This is a genomic window from Archangium sp., from assembly GCF_045802675.1.
In the GTDB taxonomy this organism is placed as follows: Bacteria; Myxococcota; Myxococcia; order Myxococcales; family Myxococcaceae; genus Archangium.
In genome coordinates this window covers 42,644-68,321 of record NZ_JBJMQO010000121.1, presented here as the reverse complement: position 1 = coordinate 68,321, position 25,678 = coordinate 42,644, and the positions used below count along the sequence as shown (strand labels likewise).

The 25,678-nt window shown below is 67.7% G+C and carries 12 protein-coding genes, 1 tRNA gene and 1 pseudogene; 3 read left to right on the top strand and 11 right to left on the bottom strand.

Annotated elements, in window-relative coordinates:
* Nucleotides 1-7,127, bottom strand: a 7,127-nt coding sequence (locus ACJ8AN_RS33675; protein ID WP_407759652.1) for an amino acid adenylation domain-containing protein, incomplete at its 3' end; no start/stop codon positions are given.
* Between the two features lie 194 nt (nucleotides 7,128-7,321).
* Between ACJ8AN_RS33675 and ACJ8AN_RS33670 the strand changes: the two genes are divergently transcribed.
* A complete protein-coding gene (locus tag ACJ8AN_RS33670) occupies nucleotides 7,322-8,893 on the top strand; it encodes an MBL fold metallo-hydrolase (RefSeq protein WP_407759651.1) in 1,572 nt (523 codons plus the stop codon).
* A gap of 70 nt (nucleotides 8,894-8,963) precedes the next feature.
* Here the strand turns inward: ACJ8AN_RS33670 and ACJ8AN_RS33665 are convergent, their stop codons facing one another.
* The 6 genes from ACJ8AN_RS33665 to ACJ8AN_RS33640 all read right to left on the bottom strand — a co-directional run bounded on the left by ACJ8AN_RS33665 (nucleotide 8,964) and on the right by ACJ8AN_RS33640 (nucleotide 13,383).
* Nucleotides 8,964-9,182 (bottom strand): MbtH family protein, encoded by a 219-nt coding sequence (locus ACJ8AN_RS33665; RefSeq protein WP_407759650.1) that lies wholly within the window; start codon nucleotides 9,180-9,182, stop codon nucleotides 8,964-8,966.
* A 37-nt stretch (nucleotides 9,183-9,219) separates the two neighbouring features.
* Complete coding sequence (locus ACJ8AN_RS33660) at nucleotides 9,220-10,809, bottom strand: MBL fold metallo-hydrolase (RefSeq protein ID WP_407759649.1); 1,590 nt, start codon at nucleotides 10,807-10,809, stop codon at nucleotides 9,220-9,222.
* Nucleotides 10,810-10,848: 39 nt separating this feature from the next.
* A complete protein-coding gene (locus ACJ8AN_RS33655) occupies nucleotides 10,849-11,412 on the bottom strand; it encodes a hypothetical protein (RefSeq protein WP_407759648.1) in 564 nt (187 codons plus the stop codon).
* The gene (locus ACJ8AN_RS33650; RefSeq protein ID WP_407759647.1) at nucleotides 11,409-12,431 is read right to left on the bottom strand and encodes a M28 family metallopeptidase; all 1,023 of its coding nucleotides are present in this window, start codon (nucleotides 12,429-12,431) and stop codon (nucleotides 11,409-11,411) included. The genes ACJ8AN_RS33655 and ACJ8AN_RS33650 overlap by 4 nt, the downstream gene beginning before the upstream one ends.
* Nucleotides 12,428-12,955: a hypothetical protein gene (locus ACJ8AN_RS33645; protein ID WP_407759646.1), complete on the bottom strand. Its 528-nt coding sequence runs from the start codon at nucleotides 12,953-12,955 to the stop codon at nucleotides 12,428-12,430. Before ACJ8AN_RS33645 ends, ACJ8AN_RS33650 begins: the two co-directional genes overlap by 4 nt.
* 200 nt (nucleotides 12,956-13,155) lie before the next feature.
* On the bottom strand, nucleotides 13,156-13,383 hold the full coding sequence (locus tag ACJ8AN_RS33640) for a hypothetical protein (RefSeq protein ID WP_407759645.1): 228 nt from the start codon (nucleotides 13,381-13,383) through the stop codon (nucleotides 13,156-13,158).
* Nucleotides 13,384-13,417: 34 nt separating this feature from the next.
* Between ACJ8AN_RS33640 and ACJ8AN_RS33635 the strand changes: the two are divergent.
* Nucleotides 13,418-13,790: pseudogene (locus ACJ8AN_RS33635) on the top strand (transposase); the annotation flags it as partial.
* Between the two features lie 212 nt (nucleotides 13,791-14,002).
* A tRNA-Leu gene (locus tag ACJ8AN_RS33630) sits at nucleotides 14,003-14,088 on the top strand.
* 322 nt (nucleotides 14,089-14,410) lie between these two features.
* On the opposite strand, the gene ACJ8AN_RS33625 is transcribed toward ACJ8AN_RS33630, so the two are convergent.
* The 4 genes from ACJ8AN_RS33625 to ACJ8AN_RS33610 all read right to left on the bottom strand — a co-directional run bounded on the left by ACJ8AN_RS33625 (nucleotide 14,411) and on the right by ACJ8AN_RS33610 (nucleotide 25,421).
* Nucleotides 14,411-19,717, bottom strand: a complete 5,307-nt coding sequence (locus ACJ8AN_RS33625; protein ID WP_407759644.1) for a hypothetical protein — start codon at nucleotides 19,715-19,717, stop codon at nucleotides 14,411-14,413.
* Nucleotides 19,714-20,679 (bottom strand): hypothetical protein, encoded by a 966-nt coding sequence (locus ACJ8AN_RS33620; RefSeq protein ID WP_407759643.1) that lies wholly within the window; start codon nucleotides 20,677-20,679, stop codon nucleotides 19,714-19,716. Before ACJ8AN_RS33620 ends, ACJ8AN_RS33625 begins: the two co-directional genes overlap by 4 nt.
* A 565-nt stretch (nucleotides 20,680-21,244) precedes the next feature.
* Nucleotides 21,245-21,922: a hypothetical protein gene (locus tag ACJ8AN_RS33615; protein WP_407759642.1), complete on the bottom strand. Its 678-nt coding sequence runs from the start codon at nucleotides 21,920-21,922 to the stop codon at nucleotides 21,245-21,247.
* 112 nt (nucleotides 21,923-22,034) lie between these two features.
* On the bottom strand, nucleotides 22,035-25,421 hold the full coding sequence (locus ACJ8AN_RS33610; protein ID WP_407759641.1) for a hypothetical protein: 3,387 nt from the start codon (nucleotides 25,419-25,421) through the stop codon (nucleotides 22,035-22,037).
* Nucleotides 25,422-25,678: the final 257 nt, after the last annotated feature.

The following is a 25,678-nucleotide window of genomic DNA, read 5'->3' as shown; positions in this document are numbered from 1 at the left end:
TAGTGGACGCCGGGCACGGTGCGCAGCACGGAGCGATGCTCGATGCACACGCCCTTGGGCCGGCCGGTGGAGCCGGAGGTGAAGTCGATATACGCCAGGTGCTGGGGCAGCACACCGGAGTGCACGGGGGCGGTGGACTCGCCAGCCAGGGCCTCCTGCACTTCATCGAGGAGGAGGGAGTCGAGACCGTCAGCGGGCAGCGCGGAGAGAAGAGAGCGCGTCGTCACCAGGACGTGGGGCCTGGAGTCCTCGAGCATGAAGGAGAGGCGCTCGCGGGGATAGGAGGAGTCCAGAGGGACGTAGGCGCCACCGGCCTTGAGGATGGCCAGCAGGGAGACGATGAGCTCCAGCGAGCGCTCAACGCACAGAGCAACGCGGGAGTCGGGGCCGACGCCGCGGCGGCGCAGCAGGTGGGCGAGCTGATTGGCGCGTGCATCCAGCTCGCGGTACGTCAGGCGCTGGGAGCCGAACTCGACGGCGATGGCATCGGGCCGCAGAGCCACCTGGGCCTCGAACAGCTCGTGGATGCAGGAGTCCTTGGGGTACTCGGAGGCGGTGGCGTTCCACTCCACCAGCATCTTCTGGCGCTCCTCGGCCGTGAGCAGGGGCAGCTCGGAGAGGTGCTGGCCGGGGTCAACGACAATGGCCTGAAGCAGGGTGTGCAGGTGCCCGACGAGCCGGGTGATGGTGGAGGACTCGAAGAGGTCGGTGCTGTACTCCAACGAGCCGGAGAAGCCCTCGGCCGTCTCGGTGAGGGACAGGCCAAGGTCGAACTTCGAGGTGCGGCTCTCCAGCTCCAGGGCGCGCACGGACAGCCCGGGCAGCTTCAGCTCCGGAAGCGGCTCGGGCTGGAGGGCGAACATCACCTGGAACAGGGGCGAGCGGCTCAGGTCGCGCTCGGGCCTGAGCTCCTCGACGAGCTTCTCGAAGGGCAGGTCCTGGTGAGCCTGTGCTTCCAGCGTTGTCTCGCGCGTCTGTCCGAGCAGCTCGCGGAAGGTGAGGCCGCCCGAGAGACGCCCGCGAAGGACCAGCGTGTTGACGAAGAAGCCGATGAGGCCTTCCAGCTCGGCGCGGTTGCGGCCGGCGATGGGGCTACCGACGCTGAGGTCGTCCTGTCCCGAGTAGCGGTGCAGCAGCACCTGGAACGCCGCGAGCAGCGTCATGAAGGGCGTCACGCCCTCGCGCCGGCTGAGGGCGGTGAGCTGCTCGGAGAGGCTCTTCGAGAACCGCACCGGGTGGCTCTCGCCGCGCGAGCTCTGCACGGAGGGCCGGGGGTGATCCGTGGGCAGCTCCAGCGCCCGCGAGGCGCCGTCGAGCTGCTTCTTCCAGTACGAGAGCTGCGCCTCCAGCGCTTCACCCTGGAGCCAGCGCCGCTGCCAGGCCGCGTAGTCCGCGTACTGGATGGGCAGCTCGGACAGAGGCGAGGGCTGGCCCTTCGTGAAGGCCTCGTAGAGGGCGGACAGCTCGCGGATCAGCACGGCCACGGACCAGCCATCCGAGACGATGTGGTGCATCGTCAGGAGCAGCACGTGCGAGTGCTCGCTCAGCCGCACCAGCCCCACGCGGAGCAGCGGGCCCTGGGCGAGATCGAAGGGGCGCCGGGCCTCCTCTTCCACCAGCCGAGGCACCTCCACCTCGAGATCGGTCTCGGAGAGTCCGCACAGATCCGTCGTCGCGACGGACAGGACGGTCGAGGGCGAGATGACCTGGAGCACGCCATCCTGATCCGCCTGGAAGGTGGTGCGCAGGGACTCGTGGCGGCGGACGAGCTCGTTGAAGCTCCGCTCCAGGGCGGTCAGGTCGAGCGCCCCGTCCAGGCGGATGGCCGCGGGGATGTTGTACGTGGGGTTGTTGGGCTCGAGCTGGTCAAGGAAGAAGAGCCGTTGCTGAGCGAAGGACGGCGGCAGCCGCCCGGTGCGCGGCATGGGGGCGAGCGGTGGCGCGCCGGAGTCACTCCGCGACTGGAGGGCCGCGTGAATCCGAGGCGAGAGCGTCGCGATGGTGGGCGCGTCGAAGAGCTCTCGCAGGGGGAGGGCGATCTCGAAGGCGCTCCGGATGCGCGAGATGGCCTGGGTGGCGAGCAACGAGTGGCCACCCAGCTCGAAGAAGTTGTCGTGGATGCCCACGCGCTCGAGCCGGAGCACCTCGGCCCAGCTGGAGGCCAGCTTCTGCTCGACGTCGTTGCGAGGGGCGACGAAGGCCTGGGCCAACTCGGGACGGGAGTCCGGGACGGGCAGGGCCTTGCGGTCCACCTTGCCGTGGCTGGTGAGGGGCAGGGCCTCCAGGTGAACGAAGGCCGAGGGCACCATGTACTCGGGCAGGCGCTGCTTGAGGAAGGCGCGCAGGGCCTCGGTGCCCAGGGCCTGGGCGTCACCGGTGACGTAGGCCACCAGCCGCTTGAGCCCAGGGGAGTCCTCACGGGCCACCACCACGGCCTCGCGCACGGAGGCGTGGCTGAGGAGAGCGGACTCCACCTCGGCCAGCTCAATGCGGAAGCCACGCACCTTCACCTGGTTGTCGATGCGGCCGAGGAACTCGAGCACGCCGTCGTGGCGGTGACGGGCGAGGTCGCCGGTGCGGTACATGCGAGCACCGGAGGCGGAGCTGAAGGGATTGGGGAGGAAGCGCTCGGCGGTGAGGGAGGAGCTGCCCAGGTAGCCGCGGGCCAGACCGTCACCGGAGATGAAGAGCTCGCCAGGGACGCCCGCGGGCACCGGCTGCAGGTGCCTGTCGAGGAGGTACACCTGGGTGTTGGAGATGGGCCGGCCGATGGGGACGGAGGCGCCCACTTCGGAGGGCCGCGTCATGCGCAAGCAGCTGGCGAAGAGGGTGCTCTCGGTGGGGCCGTAGCAGGCGGTGACGGGCACCCCCAACACTTCCAGGACGCGCTGGACGTGAGGAGCGGAGACGACGTCGCCACCGGTGAGCAGCTGCTTCACCGGGCGCAGGCCCTCCAGGTGGGCATCCACCATCTGGGTGAAGAGGCCCGAGGTGAGGTGGAGCGTCGTCACCTGATGACGAGCCAGCACATCGGCCAACTCGTTCACGTCTCCCGGAGTGTGGGGAGGGAAGACGACGAGGCGGGCGCCGTTGAGCAGGGGGCCCCAGACTTCGAGCGTGGAGGCGTCGAAGGAGATGGGGGCGATGAGGAGGAAGGTTTCCTCGGGGCCGAGGTGGGCGTAGTGGACGCCGAGCACGGTGCGCAGCACGGAGCGGTGCTCGATGCACACGCCCTTGGGCCGGCCGGTGGAGCCGGAGGTGAAGTCGATATACGCCAGGTGCTGCGGTAGCACGCCGGAGCGAGGAGCGGACGTCGGCTCCTGGGCCAGCGCTTCCTGCACTTCATCGAGGAGGACGGAGTCGAGGCCGTCAGAGGGCAGCGCACCCAGCAGGGCGCGCGTCGTCACCAGGACGTGGGGCCTGGAGTCCTCGAGCATGAAGGAGAGGCGCTCGCGGGGGTAGGAGGAGTCCAGGGGGACGTAGGCGCCACCGGCCTTGAGGATGCCCAGCAGGGAGACGATGAGCTCCAGCGAGCGGTCGACGCACAGAGCAACGCGGGAGTCGGGGCCGACGCCGCGGCGGCGCAGCAGGTGGGCGAGCTGATTGGCGCGCTCGTCCAGCTGCCGGTACGTCAGGCGCTGGGAGCCGAACTCGACGGCGATGGCGTCGGGCCGGAGCGCGGCCTGCGCCTCGAACAACTCGTGGATGCAGGAGTCCTTGGGGTACTCGGAGGCGGTGGCGTTCCACTCCACCAGCACCTCCTGGCGCTCCTCGGCCGTGAGCAGTGGCAGCTCGGAGAGACGCTGGCCGGGGTCAACGACAATGGCCTGAAGCAGGGTGTGCAGGTGCCCGACGAGCCGGGTGATGGTGGAGGGCTCGAAGAGATCGGTGCTGTACTCCAACGAGCCGGCGAAGCCCTCGGCCGTCTCCGAGAGGGTCAGGCCGAGGTCGAACTTCGAGGTATGGCTCTCCAACTCCAGGGCGCGCGCGGACAGCCCGGGCAGCTTCAGCTCGGGGAGCGAATCGGGCTGGAGCGAGAACATCACCTGGAAGAGCGGGGTGCGGCTCAGGTCGCGCTCGGGCCTGAGCTCCTCGACGAGCTTCTCGAACGGCAGATCCTGATGGGCATAGGCGCCCAGCGCCGTCTCCTTCACGCGCCCGAGCAGCTCGCGGAAGGTGGGGTTGCCGGAGAGGCGGGTGCGGTGCACCAGCGTGTTGACGAAGAAGCCGATGAGGCCCTCCATCGCGGCGCGATCCCGGCCGGCGATGGGGCTACCGACGCAGAGGTCGTCCTGTCCCGAGTAACGGTGCAGCAGCGTCTGGAACGCCGCGAGCAGCGTCATGAAGGGCGTCACGCCCTCGTGCTGGCTCAGCGCCGCGAGCGACTGGGACAGCTCGCGCGGGAGCCGCACGGGAACGGTGGCGCCGCGGAAGGACTGCGTCGGGGGGCGCGGATGATCCGTGGGAAGCTCCAGCGCCCGCGAGGCGCCGTCGAGCTGCTTCTTCCAGTACGAGAGCTGTGCCTCCAGTGCCTCGCCCTGGAGCCAGCGCCGCTGCCAGGCCGCGTAGTCCGCGTACTGGATGGGCAGCTCGGGCAGGGCCGAGGGCTGGCCCTTCGTGAAGGCCTCGTAGAGCGCCGAGGCCTCGCGGATCATCACGCCCATCGACGAGCCGTCGAAGACGACGTGGTGCACCGCCACCACGAGCAGATGCGACTGGTCCTCCAGCTTCAGCAGCACCACGCGCAGGAGCGGGCCCCCAGCCAGGTCAAAGGGCTTCTGGGCTTCTTCCCGGGCTCGGCGGAGCGCCGCGCTCTCCCGCTCGGAGACAGGCAGCTCGCGCAGGTCCACCGGGGACAGCACGACGGGCGCGGCGGGGGAGATGACCTGGACGGGTCCCCCCTCCCCGGAGGCGATCGTGGTCCGGAGCACCTCGTGGCGGCGGAGGATCTCCCCGAAGCTCCGCTCGAGGGCCGAGACGTCGAGCGGCCCGTCGAGCCGGAGCGCCACGGCGAGGTTGTAGAGCGGGCTGCCCGGCTCGAGCTGATCCAGGAACCACAGCCGCTGCTGCGCGAAGGACAGGGGCACCGCTTCGCCGCGAGCCATCGGCTCGAGGGCCGGCACGCCGGAGTCACGCGCGGAGAGGAGTTGCTCCACGAGCTCGGCCAGGGACGGTCCCCGGATGAGCTGCGCGAGCGGGACCTGGGTCCCCAGGCCCCGTTCGATCTCATGGGCCAGCTCCGCGGCTCCAAGCGAGTCCAGGCCGAAGCGGGTGATGGGCTCGTCCCGATCGAGCTGCTCGGGGCGCAGGCCGGCGCGCGAGGCCAGCCGCGAGCGCAGCCAGTTCTCCACGTCGCCGCGGGCCTTTCGAGGCTGCTCCTCGGGAGCCGGAAGGGCTCGGGCTTCAGCGGCCGCCGTCCCGCGCCACGCCAGCACGGCCGGAAGCTCGCCCGCGAGGAACGCGTCCCGGCTGGCCCGCCGCTGGACCTTGCCGCTGGAGGTCTTCGGCAGCCCGCCCGGCTCGATCAGCGCCACGGCATGGAGCTGCACCTCGTGCTGCTCGGTGATGCGCTGGCGGAGCTCCGCGACCAGTGCCTCCGCGTCCGTCAGCTTGCGCGGGTCAACCTCCTGGACGACGACGAGCCGCTCCTCTCCTTCCACCTCGATGGAGAACGCCGCGCCGCAGCCGGGCCGCAGCGCCGGGTGGCTCTGCTCGACGGTGAGCTCGAGGTCCTGCGGGTAGTGGTTCCTGCCGCGCAGGATGATCAGATCCTTGCGCCGGCCGGTGACGAACAGCTCGCCGTCCACGAGCGCGCCCAGGTCTCCGGTGCGCAGGAACGTGCCCAGGCCACCGTCCGCCAGACGCGCCTGGAAGGTCTGCTCCGTCTCCTCGGGCTTCTGCCAGTAGCCCTGGGCGACGCTCGGGCCCGAGACCCAGATCTCCCCCACCGTGCCGGGCGGGCAGCGCACCCGCGACTCGGGGTCGACGATGAGGATCTGCTGCTCGGGCAGGGTGTAGCCGCAGCCGACCACGGGGCGCGCGCCGGGCTGTCCGGAGGTGTCCAGCTCACGGACGACGGGCGCGGCGGCCTTCTCTCCACCGGAGACGATCAGCGTGGCCTCGGCCAGTCCGTAGCACGGATAGAACGCCTCATGACGGAAGCCGCTGGGCCCGAAGGCCTCGGTGAAGCGGGCCAGCGTCTCGGCGCGGATGGGTTCGGCTCCGCAGAAGGCGAGCTCCCAGCGGCCGAGGTCCAGGCTGTGCCGCTCCTCGGGGGTGCTCTTGCGCACGCACAGATCGAAGGCGAAGTTGGGGCCGCCGCTGTGGGTGCCGCCGAAGCGCGAGATGGCCTCGAGCCAGCGCATCGGGCGCTTGAGGAACGACAGCGGCGACAGCAGCACCGTGTGCATGCCCTGGTAGAGCGGCTCGAGGATGCCGCCGATCAGCCCCATGTCGTGGTACGGGGGCAGCCAGATGACGCCCACGCTGTCGGGGCCGGTCTGGAAGGCGTGGCGGATCAGCTTCAGGTTGTGCAGCAGGTTGGCGTGGCTGAGCCTCACGCCCTTGGGCGTGCCCGTGGAGCCCGAGGTGTACTGGAGGAAGGCGAGCGTGCCGGCCTCGACCTCGGGCCGCTTCCATGACGCTTCCGCCTCGGCGGGCAGCTCGTCCGTGGCCACCCAGCGCAGCGCGCGCAGCTCGGGCGCCTGCTCGAAGAGGAACTCCCCCATGCCCGCGATGAACGCGGTGGTGAGCACCACCGTGGCCTGCGCGTCCTGGATGATGGCGCGCAGCCGGGGCAGGGTGCGCTCGAGCCGCGATGGATCCGGCGGATAGGCCGGCACCGCGACCAGGTTGGCGTAGAGGCAGCCGAAGAAGCCGGCGACGTACTCGAGGCCGGGCGGGTAGAGCAGGATGGCCCGCTCGCCGGGGCGCGAGAGCTGCTGCAGTGCGGCGCCGATCCTCCGCGCCAGTGCATCCAGCGCGTCATAGGTCAGCGGCGTCTCTTCTCCCTCGGACTCTCCCAGGAAGGTGTAGAGGCGCTGACCGGTTCGCGCGCCTGCGGCCTGACTCAGCAGATCGACGAGCGTGGAGCAGGAGGGGAGGGGGGTCGCGTTGGGACGGAGCATCGATGGGCTGGGAGCTGGATGGACCTCGAGGCGGAGCGCCGTGACTCGATGTCCAGGGGGGGCACACTCTACGATCGACCTGACAGGGCAAGACAGGGGGCAATGAGGGGAAGCTTCTAGGCCCCGGCTTGCATCCTTTTCAGGTTTTGATGGAGCATGTCTGGTTGATGATCGAGGGAACTCGGAAGGTCTTCTTGAAGCGGAACGTCGTGCTCGATCCGCTCTTCAACCACTGGTACGCCTGGACGCACCTCATCTCGCCGGCGACGGCGGCGTTGAACGTGGCGAACCACATCAAGATCATGAAGTCCTTCCTCGCGAACCCCGCGGTTCATGAGGCCGCGGTGAAGGACCCCGAGATGATGGGGGGTCCATTCGTTGATTGTCCCACGAGCCAGACGGAGCGGATCGCCACCCTGCTCGAGCGCACGCTCGTCACCCAGGCGCGCCCGCTCGAGCTGGTAGAGGCACTCAAGGGCTTGGACGCCATGCTGCTCAAGGAGACGGCCCAGGGCCTGTCCCTGGAGTCGCTCTACGCGAAGGTGCCGGCGCCGCTGCGGGGGTACGTGGAGCTCTTCTACGATCAGGAGAACCGCCCCACCTTCCGGCTGTTCGAGTCCTTGCTCTACCGCAGCCCCTATTACAACCGGGACTCCCAGGCGCTCGAGCTCTTCATGTCTGGAGCGGATGGGCGGCCCTTCATGCTGAGCACGCCCCGGCTGGAGGATCCCTCGCGCCTGCACGTGCGGGTGCCCCTGGACAGCCCGGTGATCGACGAGCTGGTCCGGGCCAAGTGGACGCCGACCACGGCCGGGCGGCTGCGCGAGTTGGTAGGCGTTGACGCGTCGCGTGAGTCATTGCTGGACTCGTTCATGACGGAGACGTGCGAGAGCCGGGTGTCGGAGCCCTATCGCGGCGACAAGATGCGGGTCCGCTATTTCGGCCATGCGTGCGTGCTGGTGGAGGGCGGGGGCGTCAGCCTGCTCACGGATCCCATCATCAGCTACGACGAGGAGGGGGGCATCGACCGGTACTCCTTCTCGGATCTCCCCGAGACGATCGACTACGTGCTCATCACGCACAACCACCAGGACCACGCGCAGATCGAAACGCTGCTGCACCTGCGCAACCGGGTGAAGACAGTCATCGTCCCGCGCAATGACAGTGGCAGCCTGTTGGATCCCTCGCTGAAGCTGACGCTCGAGCACCTGGGCTTCCGCGATGTCGTCGCGGTGGACGAGCTGCAGACGATCGACTTCCCCGGCGGCTCCATCCTGGCGCTGCCCTTCCTGGGCGAGCACGGGGATCTGCTCATCCGCACGAAGACGGGGTACGTGGTGCGCATCGGCGAGCGGAGCGTGCTGTTCGCGGCGGACTCGCGGAACATGGAGCCGGAGCTCTACGCGCACGTGCACCGGTGGATGGGCGACGTGGACATGATGTTCGTGGGCATGGAGTGCGCGGGGGCGCCGGGCAGCTGGGTGTACGGTCCGCTGATGCTCCGGCCGCTCACGCGCAAGCAGGATCAGGCGCGGCGGCTCAACGGCTCGGGCTTCGAGCAGGCCCGGGCGCTGGTGGAGCAGTTCCGTCCCAAATCCGTCTGGGTTTACGCGATGGCCCAGGAGCCGTGGCTGCGGCACGTGCTCGGCCTGGAGTACACGCCCGAGTCCATTCAAATCATCGAGTCCAACCGGCTGGTCGAGCACTACCGCGAGCGCGGGCTGCCCTGCGAGCGGCTGTTCGGCCGGAGCGAGCTGTTCCTGTAGCTCCTTCCGCGGAGGGACTCGGGAAGCGGGAGCCCGCCGCGTGCCGCTGGCGGCGGGCCCCGGTGGCGCCTCAGTTGGGGCGCGACTGCTCTTCCATCTTCTTGCGCAGGCTCAGCGGACGCATGTCCGTCCACACCTGCTTGATGTACTCCAGGCACTCGGCCTTGGGGCCCTGCTTGCCGGCGTCCTTCCAGCCCAGGGCGTTCTCCCGGTCCGCGGGCCAGATGGAGTACTGCTCTTCGTGGTTCATCACGACCTTGTACTGCTGCGTATCCTCGTGCTCGCTCATGGGTGTGTGCTCCTACGGGTGAAGGGGAAAGGGGTTCTCAGAGGAAGAGCTCCGCCTGGACGAAGGGCAGCGAAGCGGAGATGCCGTGCTCCTGGCACCAGGCGAGCAGCTTGCGGGCCTCGACGAGCTGCGGCGAGTTCTCGTGGTAGCCCATGGCCATCACATGGCCCATCCAGGGCTCGCGGCCCATGGCGTAGATGTGCACCTGCTTGGGATGGATGCGCCGGGCGATCTCAATGGCCCGCTCGGCGTTGGAGCCGTTGAGGCGCCGCGACTGGTCCATCTTGCGCGGCAGCGGCGTGGGCAACATGGGCCCGTACATCCAGCTCAGCGGCCCGCCCTCGGACTCCATGCCGAGGAAGAGCACGTCGATGTCTCCCACGGCCGCCTGGACGTGGTCGTACAGGCGCGGCTCGAGCGCGTTGGAGTCCGCGGCCATCAGCATCGAGCGGCCCTTGAGCTGCACCAGGTGGGCGATCTTCGCCTGGATGTTGAGGTCCGCGTGCTCGCCGATGAAGGGCAGGCCGGTGATGGCGCCGTCCGGCAGCTCGATGGACTCCAGCTCGGCGAGCGCCACCACGTTCTTGAAGCCGAGCGCCTTGAGCATCAGCTTGAGCGACGGGTCCGCCAGCGAGCCGCCGTTGCTGGCCGGGACGACGACGGTGCCCACCTTGTGGCGCAGCTGCAGCAGCGGCTCGAACATCAGGTGGTCGGCGTGGCCGTGGGTGATGACCACGTAGTCGATCTTCTCTGGCAGGTCCGCGTGCGTGTAGCGGGGCAGGTCCGTGGGGAAGTCGTAGCTGACGACGGGGTCGGTGAGGATGGACACGTCGCGCGTCTCGATGAGCACGCAGGCGTGGCCGAAGTAGCGCACGCGCACGCCGTCGCCCTCATAGCGCGGGGCGGGGCGCGGGGCCTGGTCGGTGAAGAAGGTGGAGAACAGCTCGGCGTCCTTGCCGTGCAGGCCGAGGGCCTCGCGGATGGGCTCCACCGGGCCGGGCGTGCGCCGCATGGCGTAGAGCCGGTCGATGGCCTCGTGACGGAAGGGCAGGCGCACGTGGAGCGTGTCGCTGTCCGAGTCCAGCCGCGGCGTGCTGAAGACGTACGGCCGGGCGTCTCCCTTCAGCAGGCGGAAGGACAGGCTCTGCGAGGACTCCTTGTAGTGGGGGCCGCGGTAGAGCAGCGACTCGAAGAAGCGCGGCGAGGCCCGGTTGTTCAGGTCGTACGTCAGCTCCACGTAGCCCTGCAGCAGGTCCGGCACCTTCTTGTACAGCTCCTCCAGGGAGAAGCCGTTGGCCGTGGCCAGCAGCTTGTCCAGCTCGGCCACCGCCTGGGCGAAGTGCAGCGAGGACACCTGCTCCTTGCGCGTGCGCTCCAGCAGCTCCTTCACCTCGGGCGCCCGCTCGACGCCGTAGTTGATGTACGGGCCTCCGGCCAGCGCCGGATTCTTCAGCGCGGCCATGTGGATGGCCGGGTTGGCCACGAACGACTCCATGATCTTCACGTGGTGGTTGGCCACGTAGAGCGGAGCGGTCGCGGGTGCCAGCAGGTACCACCAGGCGTACCACTGGTTGTAGAGCGGCTCGGCGGCGACGTTCTGCTTCAGGTACAGGGCGGGCGAGGACATGCGTACTCCTCGGGCTCCAGCGCGGGAGCCCGGATGCGATTAGAAGGCGGTTCCCACTTCCAGCAGGCCGAGCTGCAAGGCCATTCCCCGGCTGGGCAGGTCCGTGCCCACGCCCACGCCCAGCTCCAACAGGGACAGCTGCAGTCCCCCCTGGGTGAAGCGCAGCGGGGCCACGCTCAACCCGAGCGCCACCGCGGGGGTGCGCACCGGGGTGGGGTGCTCGGGCGTCAGGAAGGTGAGGCGGTCGCCCACCACCGTGCTCAGGGTGGCGAGCACGGCCGGCGTCCACGTGCCGCGGCGCTGCACCCCGGCGCCGAGCCGCAGCGCCGCCACGTTGCCAATCCCCATCAGGTAGTTCAGGTCGGCCTGGAGGATGAACCGCTCCTGGATGGTGTCACGCACGCCGAGGCCGCCCCCGAGGCCTCCGGTGGTCATCGCGTCCGAGAGGTAGAAGAGCGCTCCGCCGCGGCCATAGAGCGAGAGCTGGTGGGGCGCGGGCAATACGCCCGTTCGCGCCGGAGCCGTTTCCTGGGCGCGGGCGCTCCCGGCGGATAGCAGGACGAGCAGACAGCCCAGGAGCCATCCGGATTCGAAACGCTTCATGGCTGCGGGCCTCCGGCCCAGTACGCGACGGTGGCGGCGGAGATGCGCACGGCCTGCTGGTACGAGGTGAAATCCAACGTGTCCAGCGTGTCCGTGGCCTGGTGGTAGTTGGGGTTGCGGAAGTTGGCGGTGTCGGTGAGGAAGAGCGCCTCGTGGTCCTGCACCCAGAAGGAGGCGTGATCGCTGCGCATCAGGTTGCCCGTCAGGGGCCCGGTGCCGTCGCGCGGGGCGATCAGCGGGACGACCTTCATGAGCTTCAGCGCCTCGTTGAGCGCGTAGACCTCGGAGGCCCGCTGGCTGGAGGTGTCGTTGGCGATCACCGCGAGGAAGTCACCCGCCGGAGGCGTGGGCAGGCCCGGCAGCGAGGCCTGCGAGCCCGGCCGCGAGTCGTAGTAGCCGAGGCAGTCGAAGACCATGGTGGCCACGATGCGCTCGGGCAGGTTGCCCTCCGCCTGGACGTAGCGGGCGCTGCCGATCAGCCCGAACTCCTCATGATCGAAGCCGACGAAGCGCAGGGTGCGCTCGAACTTGTATTGGGAGAGGACCCGGGCCATCTCCACCAACGCCGCCACGCCCGTGGTGTTGTCGTCCGCGCCATCGTGGAAGGCGTCGTAGTGGGCGCCCACCAGGATGATCTCCTCGGGGTGCGTGCTGCCGGGGAGCTCCGCGACGATGTTGGAGGTGGAGAACGGCGTGCCAGCCGTCTCCTGGCGCCGCACGCGCAGGCCGAGCTGCTCCAGGCGCGTCTGCAGCAGCTCCCCGGACCTGTTCCGGCTGAGGGCGCAGTGTGCCCTGTCGTGGCGCTCCGCCTCGACCAGCTGCGGACAGTCGACGGTGTCCATGTGGTGCGCGTCCACGAGCTCCGTGACGAGCCCCTTGAGATTGTCCTGGTTCACCTGGGAGGCCACCTCCGCCAGTGCTTCCAGGCGGGCCCCCTCCAGCACGGGCTTGGAGCAGGACAGCAGCCCGAGCATCACGGCCCCGAGCACACAGCACTTCACGCCACGCAGGGTACTCATAGCTCCATCCCCAGCCGCAGCAGGCCGAGCTGCGTGCGGATCGTCGAACCGATCACCTTGGCGTTGGTGCCCACCTGCAGCTCCAGCGCGCTCACGACGACCCGCCCGAAGTGCAGCCGCACCGGCGCCAGGTTGAACGCCACGTAGGCCGGGCCGAACCGGCTGTCTTCCACGTCGCGCAGCTCCTTCGTGGGCTGGGTGGCGTTGGCGTCGAGCTTGGAGAAGCCGCTCATGCCCAGCTCGGGGCCCACCACCGCCTCCCAGAGGCCGATGCGCGCCGCGAGCTGCACCTGGACGAAGCCCTCCAGCGGGAAGTTGCTGCCCGCGGGCATTCCGGTCCGCAGCCCACCGCCCAGGCGCAGGGCACTCCAGGGGCCTTCGCCGGCCAGGCGCCGGTGGAACGCCGCCTCCACGGTCATGAACCCCGGAGTGGGCCGGTTGTACGAGAGGTAGGAGAACGTCGTGGCGCCCAGCGAGAGCTCGTTGCGGCTGGCGGACTGGGCCAACGCGGGCGGGGCGAGCAAGGCAAGGCCCACCACGAGTGCTGGGAGAAGACGAGGGGTCATGAAGAGGCCGAGGGGGTGGGCCCAACCGGGGCCCAGGTTTCAAGCTGCCGCGAATCTACCGCTCTTCATCATCTTTCGGATAGATGCCCGGAGCGTCCTTCCACTCCCGGTGCGGGCCAGCCGAGGGCGTGGGAGGGCCCCCGGTCCGGCGTGGCGCGTCATTGGTCCCCGGGCGGCGGATCGGCGAGCTGCTTGCGGATCTCCTCCTCGCCCAGTTGATCCAGCTGCGTCACCATCGACTCGAGCTCCCCCTCGTCCACCTGGTCCGAGCGCAGCTGCAGGAGGTTGAGGGCCAGCTCCGCCACCGTGGGCGCTTCGAAGAACTCGCTCCAGCAGCGTGGAGGAGGGGGAGACGGGCAGTGCGCCTGCCCCGATTTCGTGGACACACCCAATAAGTCGGCTACACGGGAGGTAGTGTCCATGGAGCGAAGAAAGAGGCGGAGTTTCACCCCGGAGTTCAAGGCCGAGGCAGTCCGGCTGGTGCGAGAGGGCAGCAAGAACCTGCCCCAGGTCGCCAAGGACTTGGACCTCACCGAGTCAGCTCTGCGCAACTGGGTGACCGAGGCCGAAGGTGGTGAGAGCAAGGGCTCAGCAGGTGTGCTCACCACGGCCGAGCGGGAGGAGCTGGTCCGGCTGCGCAAGGAGAACCGCCAGCTGCAGATGGAGCGAGACTTACTAAAAAAGCAGCGGCCTTCTTCGCCAAGGAGGGCTCGACGTGAAGTTCGAGTTCATCGAGGGGCAGAAGGCCCATTTCCCCGTGGACTTCATGTGCCAGCAGCTGGGCGTGTCCCGCCACGCTCAGCCTGGGCATGTGCTGCTACTCCACGGGGTGGGGACGTGGTACTGCGGGGGAGGCTGTGAGGGGTCTTGAAGTGGGTACTTCGGAGGGGTGCAGAAGTGGGTACCCAGCGCGGTTTCAAGGTGGGTACCGCGTGGGGTGGGTACCACGGGCGCTGCGGAAGCACAAAGCGGGGCGTAGGACAGTAAGCTGTTGAAATTGCTGACGCACGAGTGGCGGAACTGGCAGACGCAGCGGACTTAAAATCCGCTGGCCCGAAGGGGCCGTCCGGGTTCGATCCCCGGCTCGTGCATTCCTAAGTGGTTGAACTCACCGAGGATTCTCTCCCGTCCCGCGCCATGTGCCGTCAGTGTGCCCCTCGAGCGCGCGCACGGCGTTCTTTTTCACGTCCGGGCTCAGGTGCGCGTAGCGCATCGTCATCTTGGAGTTCAGCGGCCGGGTGAAGCTCACCGACTTCGGCGTGGCGTACTCGCGGATGGCCGGACGGGTGGAGACGCCCTCCAAGGTGCTGCGGGCGGACCTGGCCTATGCCGCCCCGGAGGGGATGTGAGCCTGCGCTCCTGGGCTAGGTTTGCGAACCGCTGGAAGCGTATTCCGGCCTGAGGGTGCTCCTCCTACCACCAGGGCACGCCTTGCTCTCGCCAGAGTGTGTCCAGGAGTTCTTCTGCCTCGGCGAGCGAGCCGAGCCAACTAAGGGCGAGCGGGTTGTCCGGGCGTTCGCGAAGGGCGGACAGGATCAGGTCCGTATCCTCGGGGCGGACGCTGACGAAGTCCTCGAAGCTGTTCGCGAAAGTATATCCCCAGGGCATGGCTTCGAGCATGACGCGGTGGGCGGATGCCTCATCCACGCGTCGCAGCATCCCTTCGAACACTTTTCGCGCGTCGTCATAACCATCATCCTCGTCAGCGGCGGGGTCCTTATTGCCCAGGTGGCCCGCGATGAAGAGCAGGTGTTCGGGTAGCCGTATGTGACGAGCCGCCACCCGCCACACATCACGGTCATGTGCCATGAGCCGGGCCAATCGTTTAGCCTGGGTTCCATTCCCGAAGCGGATGATGGCTTCGGCGACCATGAGCTTCCAGCCGACAAAGTGATGGATAAGGGGGAGGGCATCGAGAGCGGGAGGCGGTGACTCCAGCAGTTGCACGAGCTCTTCGAGCACGCTGTCGCCTCCTAGGTGAACCAGGGCCGCGGCCGCCTCGCTCCCGGCTTCGGGTGAGTGTGTGAGGAAGGTACGGAAGAAGGGGAGCTCTGACTTGGACGCGAAGCGCCTGTAGAGACGCAGGATGATTCCGAGGGTTCGTGGCGGGAGGTCGTGGTCGTCCAGAAGGGAGCGGCAACGGGCAGCATCTCCATCATCTCCCAGGACGGAGAGGAGCGAGAAGGCAATCTCCCTCACCTCTTCCTCCTGAGCACCTTCCGATGCACGTCGCGCCCAGTCCAGCACCTCGGGACGGTTCAGGGCCGCTCGGTGCCTCCACCGGCTATAGATGAATCCTTGGAGGTGCTCGATGGTCTGGCGCCGGAAGGTTTCTGGAGTGCCGGGCTCCAGCCACGGGAGCAGCGCGGCGACACCATCGAGCCGCTCCAACTGGGAGATCACCCGCCTTCGGACCTCCTTGGCGGCGTAGCCGGAGGCGATGGCGGACTCATGCACGTACTGGTACGGGTCTGGTTCCGGACGCAGCCTGTCGGCCAGGGCTTCCTCTCGAAGTCGTCTGGCGGCTTCGGATGCGTGAGGTGTTCCTCTCAAGAGTTCGACCGCGCTCTCCAACAGACGGCCTCCACGCACAATGAGCGCGAGCATATCGGACACCGGGAGGTGCTCTCGCAACAGGACCATCGCGAATGGCACCAGATCCACATCCGTGAGGCCGGTCAGTAGCAGGGATTGATGGTGGGGCCGGTAGAGCTGACGCAGGCGCTTGAGGAAGGGCTTGCGCTCGCGATCGGACACGGACTCGATCGGCTCTTCGAATTCATTGTCCTTGAGGGAAGTCTCGCGTGCCTTCTGCTCCCGGTGATAGGCGATCTGTTCTTCGATGGAGTGGGGCAGCCTGTGCGTGGACAGCGCTTTCCAGAGGGCCTCGAATGATTCGAGGTTCTCGAGCGCTCGCGACTTGAGTATGGGTCGATTCCAGCGATCCTCGGATGGCTGACGCTCGGCCTCGTGGCGAGCCTTGTACTCGGCCTGCCTTCGCTGCGTTTCCTGCTGTTCCTCCAGGGACTGACGGGCCAGCCGGGCAACCTCCGGATCGGCGTCCTCCACGTAGGGCGCGAGTATTTCCGCCTGGCGTTGAGAGTGAAGCCGTCTGGCGGCGAACCGACGCTGGCGAGGGCTCTTCGTCTCGAGCAACTCCAGGAAGAAGGAAGTGGGGGGATTTCCGTACCAGGAGGGGATGAGCTCTTCCACGACCTCACCGTGTGGACCATCCATCAGGTCGGCGAAGGCTCGATAGCCATACTCCTCGAGTCTGGAATGAACCGCTCTGATGAGCTTCCCGTGGGCGTTCTCTCCAAGCTTGCGTACGGCTTCCTCCCAGGGAGTCTCGATCGGCAGCCAGCGGGAGTTGGAGGAAGATTCCTCGGAGGGAGACGTTTTCTCGTGCGAGAGCACCGCCAGGAGCAATTCGAGAGGGGCCGTCTTGAACAGGCCTGTTGCCTCGAATGCAACCCAGCGTTCGTGTTCATCCAGCGAGACGAGTGAGAGCCAGGCCTCGGCCGGGTCGAAGGCGTGCCCTCCCTCCGAGAGCAGGGCGAGCGCCTGGATGCGCACAGGGCGGAATTCATCATGGAGCGCGGCGCGGAATCGCTCCGGGCAGGTGGAACTCTCGAGGTGCTGGAGTGCGACGAGCGCGCGCCAGCGGGCGGGGCCACAGGGATCCTCGATGAACTCCGCATACAAGGGGTCGAGGCACTGGGCGCGAGAGGACACTTCACCGACGAGGCCGCACCCCCAGAGCTGCTCCCACTGCCGCAACCACTGCTCGGACGAGAGCGCGGCGGTCTTCCTGGCGAAGGATGCCTTCACGACCCAGTCCCCTTCGTTGTCCCTCTCTCCCAGCTCCAGCGAGTTCAGCGCCGCACGCAGCAGGGCCTCGCGTTTCTGTTCCGGGCGACCGTTCTTCTCGACCGCAGCGAGGAGGGGGGCGAGGGTGCTGGGGGCGTGCCGCGACAGCGCGTCCAGGCGTTCGAGCAGTCGCTTCTCGTCAGCCCGCTGCGCCCAGACAGAGGCCGTGATGGGCTCGCTGCCTGGGTAGACCTCGTCACCAGCGTCCATCAGTGCTTCGAGTTCCGTGAGCCAGGGCCCCATGGGTCGGGACATCAGCACGGATGACCCTTTCTCCATTCGGGTGAAGACCACCAGAGGCACCTCCATGCCGAGCGTCAGGGCGAGGCGCTCCGCGAAGTCCATGGAGGGGCTCAATCGGCGGCCCACCTCGTACGGGGGCTCGAGTGGAGGGGGCGGCTCGCCGCGAAGGAAGCCGCGCATGGCGGGGGGGCAGGCCTCCACCAGCGTGTCGGCGTGCGGACGCAGTGCCTGGGCCCATCGCCCGAGCGCGAGCCACATCTCTCCATCGTCATCAAGTCCACCGGGCAGGGCGGGCCAGTGATGGTCGAAGTCGTGGCTTGCGAGGCGCACCCGCCGGACGAGCACTTCGAGGGCCACCTCGGTGTCCAGGCGCCCCGGCCCGTTCGCCACCAGCAGACGCGTGGCGAGTGCGAGTGACGACAGGGGCCGGTGCGGGTTGCTGGTGAGCTGCCGGATGAAGGCCGTCAGCCGCTCGGGGTCCTGGATCTGTGCGGCGAAGTGGCTGGCTACTGCCTCCGCGCCCGGTTCTCCTACCCGGGAGAGCAGTTCCGCTTCCGCCTCGGGTCTCTGGTGGAGGTGGATCGCTGCGCACAGCTCGGCGAGGCTCTTATGTGAGAACTGGTACAGCTCCGTGCCGACGCGCTGGACGAGGTCGCTGTTGTCGAGCACGTGGTAGACGGCGTCCACCACTTCAGAGGGCCCCTCCATCTTCGTGAGGTCCTCGAAAGTGAGCTCCGACTCGCCCCGGCGAATCATCGACCAGGCCGCCGCGCCCAGGATGCCCAATCCCTGGTGCACCACGCGCCAGCGTATCGGCTTGGAGATGCGTTCGGCTTCCTCCGCTCGCTCGAGCAGGGTACCGATGCTGCGCCGGAGTACTGTCGGCACATCGAGTTGCTCTCCGAGCTCGGCCTCGGGACGCATGGCCAGCAGCGAGACGCCCAGTGGGGTCGAGCACAGGTCGGCGAGCATCTCCTTTCGGCGATCACTCGGGCGGCGCGAGAGATGGTCATATGACTTCTCCGCTACCAGCTCCCAATGGCCTGGTTTGTTCTCCAGCTCGAACAGCCGCTGTTGCTGGGCCTCGGACAAGGAGGCAACCCGGACGTGCGGAGCACCGCGCACTTCGTTGGGAAGGGGGCGGGCTCCCGTGATGGAGGGGCCGGGCCAGCGCGCCACCAGCTCGCGGATCTTGCGGCGATTCTCTGCCTGGACCTCGTCGAGCCCGTCGACGAGCAACCAGACCCCGCCGTGGAGGCCAGGTGCTTGTGCCAGCTCCACGAGCTGGGTGCACGTATTGTCATCGAGAAGCGGGAGCCAGGATTCGCGCAGGGCCTGCGCGATGGAGAAGCCAGTCTGGACGAGGTGGCGCGCCTCCACCCGCAGGGCGGGGCCGAGCAGCGGGTTCTCCTTGAGCAGGTGCGCGCACAGACGGCGCAGCACGATGGATTTCCCGCTGCCTGGAGCACCCTCGATGCAGGCCGGGTACGCGCGCCCGGAATGCCAACCCCGGTGGACTTCGGCCAGAAACCCGGCTTCGTCCAAGGTGCTGTGCTCGGGTGCGCCATTCCCACTTGGAGCAACCCACTCGAGCCTGAGGTCCAGGGTCTGGGACACGTCGAGGATGGCCCCATTCCAACAGGGCACCTTCAGGGCCGCCTGTCGCAGCTTTTCGAAGAGTTGCGTTTCCTTGCGATGCGGTGTTGCGATTCCGAGCCGCACGAGCAGGTCGAGCGCTCCCCGAAATGGCTGGAGGAGCTCTTCTCGCCTGGGCTTGCTAAATCGGTAGGATTCTTTCTTCGGGGCAGGGAGTTTCTCAAAGATGAGGCGGGCCTGCCGCCACTGGGTGTCGGGAACGAAGAGACGGCCCTCGGGGTAGCACGAGAAGAATTGACGGATCTTCTCCTCGAGCTCTCCTACCGGGACGGCTAGGCCCTCCGTGTCGAGTTCCCCGGTGAATCCGAGCGCGGGAAATTCGTCCCGGTCGCGCCACCCCGGGACGAGGCGCATGGCCGCCTCCGGCCACTGCTCGAGCAGGGCTCGAACGAAGAGGGCCGCCATCATCGAGCGGCCCGAGGGGGGGCGCTTCAGGTCGAGGGCCCACCGGGGAGCCCCCACGCCCAGGAAGCGCTCAACGAGGAGGGCCGTGTCACGGGCGGGCTCGTCCTGGCTGGTGGGACCTGGCCAGGTCGTGTGGAACACCCGGGCAGGGGCTTCATTCGCCAGTGGAACCAACACTCTCGGCCGGGACAGCTTTCGTCGGAAGGAGGAGAGATTGATGTCTCGTGGGGGAAGCTGGGGGTGTCTGGAAGGCACCGTTTTTGGAGGCAGCTCGAGGCAGAGGAGCTCAGCTGCCTCCTGACACCCGGCTCCAAGCTGGGGGGTCCCGAACTCCTCCTGCTGAAGCTGATCGGGCGCGAGCGCCAGCCACAATTTGGTCAACCCCTGACGGGCGGATTCCAGGTCCGTTCCCTTCGTACAGCGGAGGGCCTCGGCGGCGAGCGGCAGGGCCTTCGCGAGTGCACGCCGATGCGGCGGCGGCCTGGGGAAGATGCTCTTGCCCTGGAGCACCTCGAGGGCGAGCGCCTGTGCTTCCTCCGGTTTCATTCGGAAACCTCCTTCATGCTCAGCACCACGACCAGTCGCGGTTCGTCCATAAGGCCCTCTCGGCGCAATCTCTCGCGCAGCTCCTCGATCGTTCCGAGACGGGCGATGACCGCCTGCTCCGAGGCACTTTGGATGGGAAGAGACCAGGTGGCGGTGCGTTCGCGAGTACCCAGGTGCAATTCCACGTTGCCTGCTGCTTTCCGACCGGGAGGAAGCGCTACCAGGAGGTGCAACACCTCGCCTTCGAAGTAGATGTCCACGGAGCGTCCCGCGAACAGCTCTTCCGAGGAGTCGCGTGCGCTGGAGGCCGCCACCTTCCTGAGCAGGAGGAGGGGAGGTGCCGCCGAGACATCCTCCTCGATACGGTCATTCCGCGTCCGTAACTTCTTGAGCAGTCGTTGCCGCGAGAGCGAATCAGGCGCGGGGACGGCGGGGGGCAGTGCTTCCACCACGGCCTGTCCGGCGGCCTCGGCAATCGTGTCCCAGAGCACCCGGATGCTCGCATCCCCAGGAAGGGCGGCGAGCCGGTTCTCGGCCAGCTCTCCCAGGGCCCCGACGCGCTCGGGAGCGAGTGAGACGTAGGCATCCGCCATCCGCACCAGTTCGTGGGCGGCATCGACACGTCCCTCCGCGTCATCCACCGTCGCCGCATCATCCACCGCGAGCAGCACGCCGAGCAGCTCGCCGAAGGGATCGTCGTCACCCGCCAGCAGCTCTTCCAACTGGAACAGCAGTTGCCGTGACTCGGGGCGGGCCGCCACGGGAGCGCACCGGGCCGCCAGCTCTTCTAGCCTTGGCGGCAGCTCCACCGTCAACCCGGTTGCTCGTGCCTGATCAAGACGGGCACACAACACGAGGAACCGGTAGGCGCTCTCCGGGTCGAGCTCGTGTTCCGCGTGCTCCTGCTCGAGTTCGAGCAGTTCCTCCTGGGCGGAGGCCAGCCATGGAAGCGGTGTGCTCATGGGGATTCCGAGTCCTTTTCGTCCTGTTCACTGCCGGCCCGCGGCGCCTTCTTGGCCAGGGAGGTCATGTCCCGCCAAAGGCGAACGGTCTCGCGGACGAATTCCACGGGTCGCCGCTGCCCTGGGTTGGACAGTTTCTGCCGGTAGGCGGAGACGACCCTGGGAGGACGGCCGTCACTTCCGTCGGTCGAGATGACAAGGACACCGTTGTCTCCGACATGGGCCCGCCGATCACTCGTCTCCCCGAGCGTGCCGACACGCCCCAGGAGGGAGGCGGTTCGCACTGAGTGCATGTAGGCAGGGCGGTAGTAGGCGTCGTGGTCGGACCGGAGGAGCTTCTGACACTCCAGTCCGACACGTTCGTATTGCGTGGAGCCAGCCTGTACACGGTCGATGAGCTCACACCCCGCTTGGAGGGCACGCTCGCGCAAGCGAGGCGGGAGGCCTGGCACGATGAGGTCCCAGCGCTGGGCCCAGCGGTACAGGTGCTTGAGCACATGCCTTTCCTGGGGCCACCCTCGTCGCATGGGCAGGATTTCCTGGGGGGGGACCTGATCTGGAGCCGTCATGTCTCCTCCGGTGACTCGGCGGGTATGCCGAGCGCACGTCGCAGCTTGGGGTAGGCCCGGTCAATGAGCTTGTTGGTGCGGTCGTACGCGGCCTTTTCAGAAGGGAAGACCAGCCGTGCGATCGCCTTTCGCTCGAGGATGTCGGTGGGCCGGGTCGGTGGGGGAGGCGGGTGGCGTCGGGCCAGAGCCTCCCAGTCCTCATGGGAGAGCCGATCGGGCGCATGCAGGAGCAGCAGTGCCGCTCTTTCTTCGAGCCGGAGCCCGCGCAGGACGTCCAAGATCCGTTGGAGCTGCTGGGCCTCGTCCAGTTGGGCATCAAGGTCGGGACTGGGGTGGGCGTGGGTTCGCTCGGCGAGGGTAGTGGCGATCTCCGGTCGACGGGTGACTGACCGTTGCTTGAGACGGCGCAGCGCGTCCCACAGGCGGCTCTTGAAGGTCACGCGGGCGAAGGCGCGAGGTTGCCGGGCTCGCAGCAGCGGCGGTGGCTCACCGATGAGGAGGTATTCGAGAACCTCCACTCGGATGTTTTCGACCTCGGCATGTCCGAGGGCCCGGACGACCCCCTGGGGAATGGGCAGCCAGCGCTCAAGCCAGCCAAGGCATTCGCTGAGCGCCTGCTCGTCTCCCGTCAGGTGCCAGTGCTCGATGGCTCGAAGGATGGCCTGGTCATCCATTCATGTGCCCCACTTTCCGCCGCAGTCGGAAATTCGTGCTTGGGCCTCCCATATACCAAGGAGACGCGGCAGCACGTCGGGCGCGGACACCCCCTGAGGCGAATGAGCCGCGTCAGCAGGTGCTGTCCCCGGGGCGCACGTTCCGGGGGGCGCTTGGTTGCATCCCGGCCGAGGCATCGTTGAGCAGCCCGGTGAGACACCGGCGCCGAACCTCCTCGTCAATCGACAGTCTCGCCAGATGCTGAAGCAGGGTCCTGCGGGTGAGGGGTGCCCAGCCGGTGGTCTTGTCGAGCATCTCCTTCAACCAGGTCCCCACGGCCAAGAGGGGGAGCTCCGGGATTTCCTCCGCGCTTCGCTCCACCTGCCAAGCCCCCTCCCAGAAGCGCGCGGAGGGCACATACGCGCGCTCGCTGGCTCGAATCAACAGGGGGCGCAGCAGTTCCGGGCGGAGCTCGCGTTCACGCAGGGCCTGGAGATCCAATCGCAGGAGTGCATCCACCAATCCCAGCCCCGTATCCCTCAGTCCGAGCTGATCCACGGCGGCGAGGACCCTGCCGCTTCCGTGCCTGCGTGCCAGCACCATCCAGAAGGCGGCGGTGTCGTCCTTGCCCATCAGCCCGAGCAGCTCCGGGCAAAGCGCGCGGTCCAGGAGCGCGTTGGCTCGCAAAGGGTGGTGCTCACTGAGCCGCAGCAGCGCGTAGCCGAGCCACCGCGCCGCCATGGTGGTGTGATGGTGGGAGGCCCGTGGTGCTTGTTCGAAGAGGAGTTGCAATGGAGCCGCGACATCGACTCCCTGTGCCGCGGCACAGGCGATGACGAAGGCTTTGGCTGGCAGCCCGGGCCAAGCTCGGGCCCACGGATCTCGTAGCCCGTCGCCCTCGGCGGATGGCTCCGAAAGCATGCGTCGCTCGAAGCAGGCCAGCAGCCGTTGGGCTTCGGTTCCGTGATTGACGGGCAGCGACACGAGATCGGACAGGCTCCCTCCCTCCAGGTGCGGTCTCCAGAGCTCGAACACGAGTCGGAGCCAGACTTGGAGCTCTCCATCTGGGATGAGGGGGTCCTCGAAGAAGTGAATGTCTCCCAGGCGGGCGTTCCGCTCGACGCGGGCATACAGCGCCTCGCGGCCCGCGGGCCGCGAGAAAACCAGTCCCCAGAGCTTCATGCTGAGCGGTTGGGTGATGCCCAGCAGCTTGCTCATGGGAGGATCGAAACGGGGTTGTTCCGAGGATGAATCCAGGCACGCATCCGCCAACACGGAGAGGGCACTGGCGTCACCTTCGGCAAGGAGCCATTTCAAGGCTTCGGGTGCCTGCTGGAAGGCCAGTTGCCAGGGGCCCGTGCTGAGCGCCTGCGCGTTCACGGCGAAGACGCCCACTGGCTCATGCCGGTAGGGCTCGGGTGCCTGCTCGCGCTCACGGAACTTCCGGACGCACCAGCGTGCGATGGGGGCATGAGGGGCTCCGGCGGCAATCAGCGTGCGCCACCCCAGAGCGGGTTTGTCCATCCACGCTTCGATGCGCTCCGTCCATTCCGAGGCCGTCAATCCGAGGAGCCGCAGGATGGCGACATTCGTCCGGAACGGCTCTCCTTTTTCGTCGCCTTCGGTTCGGGGCCAGACGGGAAGGTATGCCTCGCGTAGCGCATGCAGTGCTCGCGGTTTCATGCCGAGCACTTCCAGCCGTTTCAGGCACTCCACCAGCAGTAGGTCGCGGAGTGCCTCGGTTGCATCGTCGAGGCCGGCGAGACGCAAGACGGCTTCCACCCAGGCCCGGCAAGATGCTTCCAACTCCACGGAGGTGAGCTGTATCCAGGCTTGGAACCATTCCTGGAGCAGACCGGTCCGGTTGAGAAGATAGCCTGCGGGGTGTCCTCCCTCAGGGAGAGCCAGCATGCGCACCGACGCCGTGCTTCCCCCGCGCCGGAGGGCCGGGATGCCATGATTCCGCATCCAGTTCTCCAGGAACGGCTCCGCCACGAGCGCTCCCACGCGACTGCGAGGTGAGAACACAGCGGTGAAGAACGTCGCATCCAGCAGGCCCCGCCGGGCCGCTGGAAGTGGCGCGCACAAGGCGGCGATGACGGATGCCTCTTCTGGAGAGAGCCGGGACGGGAACTCCAGTGCGGAGAGCAGCGCCGCTAGTGGGCTCGGCGCCCGAGGATGCATGTCACGCTCGAAGCGCAGAGCCAGTCCCGCGTCGAGAATCCACGAGGCCTGAGCGAGGTCCAGAACACAGCGGAGCCAGCGCTCTCTGGGCAAGAACCAGGGGGAGTCTGGCTCGCTCTCTCCAATGTCGTTCGTGTGCCGTGGCGCGAAGGTGGCGAGTGCCGACACACAGAGGGCGTAGGCTCGTGCCATCTCCTCCGACGCAGCCGTGCGAGGGGGCGTCGCACCGAAGGCGGCACATGTGACCACCACCCGCTCGATCAGCCGGAGTGGATCCTGCTCCGTCAGCACATGGTTCGCCCAGGAGGCGAGATCATCCCCGGCGGAGATCGCCATCCAGGCGGCCTCGGCCCAGGAGTGGTCCCGCCCCACGCGTTCGCTGAGCCGGTCCGCCTCAACGGCATGATGAGCGAGGTGTCGGCCCACCAGCATCGCGGGGAGGTGGGCATCGGCGAAGCTGGGTCCCTCATCGGTCTTCCTCAGCCAGCCCGCCTCGATGCACAGGGCAGGGTACCGGTTGAGCAGCGGCACCAGACGGCGGAGCCGCTCCGTATCCGCCTGCGACACGCCAGTGTCGAGGCTGCGCAGCAGGATCTCCCTGACCTCCTCCTCCATGCCCTCGGACCGGTGCTCCAGTGGGCCCGATGTGCCCCGGCCCGCATCGAGCAACGCGAGCGCGTGCCGGGTCAGGAACTCCAATGCTTCGGCTTCGAGTGAGGCGATGGTTGCGTCGTAACGCTGTGCCCGTCCGTGGCGAAGCTTCTCGATTCCTTCCTGGAGGACTCGCGTGATCCATGCCTCTCCTTCTTGGCGGTGCGCCGGCTGGAACTCGGAGCTTCGCTCCGCCTCGGAGGTGGATGACTCCACGTCGCGCGGTTCCATCGCGAGCGAAGACAGCTGCTCCTCCAGGACCGGCAGGTGACCGGTGAGAAATTGGCGGATGGCACGAAATGCATTTTGCAATTCGCGGTGTGGAGCGAGCGCGGCTTCATGGGTGATGCGGTTACGCCACTTTCGGCACGTGTGAAGGTCCCGGGCTCTTGCCCGATCAAAGCGGGGGCGCGCGTGCTGTGCGATCCTGCGCAGCAACTTCTCGAAGGTGTCCTGGTCCACCTTCGTCAGAGCCTCCGGCGTCATGCGCTCCGCGCAAAACCGTTCCAGGCAATACTTGACGGCCCACTCCAACGCCCCCACGACCTCGACCCAGGCCGTGCGGCTCTCGGCCTCGTAGCCCTGGAAGTTCTGGGCCCGGACAGCCGCCAGGGCGCGCTCGAACGTGGCGCACCCCTGGTTGAAGCGCGTGATGGCTTCCTCGATATCCGGAACGTTCTCCATGGGCTCAGTGCTCCAGCAGGGAAGGGGACGCCGAGCACAGCACCTCTGGTGGCGGGTGGAAAAGTGAGGGGCACCTCATAAGCTGGGCTGATGTGCGGCCCCCTTGTGTTGCTTGAGGGGGTAGATACCGAGTCCCTGCACGAGAGGGCCAACAAGGACCGGAACTCGTGCGGAACCTTGTTGGAGGGCAGCCAGCACTCAGGCGGTGATGGAGCACCATTTCATGTGCCGCCAATGTGCCCCTCCAGCGCGGATTT